The 645-nt window shown below is 58.4% G+C and carries 1 pseudogene; it reads left to right on the top strand.

The features are described from left to right. Positions 1 to 103: 103 nt before the first annotated feature. A pseudogene (locus HX814_RS31285) lies at positions 104 to 645 on the top strand (urocanate hydratase); the annotation flags it as partial.

Raw genomic sequence — 645 nt, 5'->3', positions numbered from 1 at the left:
TTGCATATGCTTGTATGTACAAGTAAAGATGTGTGCGTAAGAGTCCATGAACATCCTCTTCGCACCCATCAATGTTCGCGCATTGATCGTTGAGGATTTTTTTGTGACCAAGCCTACCCAATACCGTGACGTTGAAATCCGTGCCGCACGCGGCAACACGCTGACCGCCAAAAGCTGGCTGACTGAAGCGCCGCTGCGCATGTTGATGAACAACCTCGACCCGCAGGTTGCCGAAAATCCGAAAGAACTGGTGGTGTACGGCGGTATCGGCCGTGCGGCACGTAACTGGGAATGCTACGACAAGATCGTCGAAAGCCTGACCAACCTCAACGACGACGAAACCCTGCTGGTGCAATCCGGCAAACCCGTCGGCGTGTTCAAGACCCACAGCAACGCCCCGCGCGTGCTGATCGCCAACTCCAACCTGGTACCGCACTGGGCGAGCTGGGAGCATTTCAACGAACTGGATGCCAAGGGCCTGGCCATGTACGGCCAGATGACCGCCGGCAGCTGGATCTACATCGGCAGCCAGGGCATCGTGCAGGGCACCTACGAAACCTTCGTCGAAGCCGGTCGCCAGCACTACAACGATGACCTCAAGGGCCGTTGGGTCCTGACTGCCGGCCTCGGCGGCATGGGCGGCGC

The sequence above is a fragment of the Pseudomonas sp. C8002 genome (genome assembly GCF_013385765.1).
Lineage (GTDB): Bacteria > Pseudomonadota > Gammaproteobacteria > Pseudomonadales > Pseudomonadaceae > Aquipseudomonas.
Note: the sequence above shows the minus strand (reverse complement) of the source record. Positions and strands in the feature narration are given on the sequence as shown.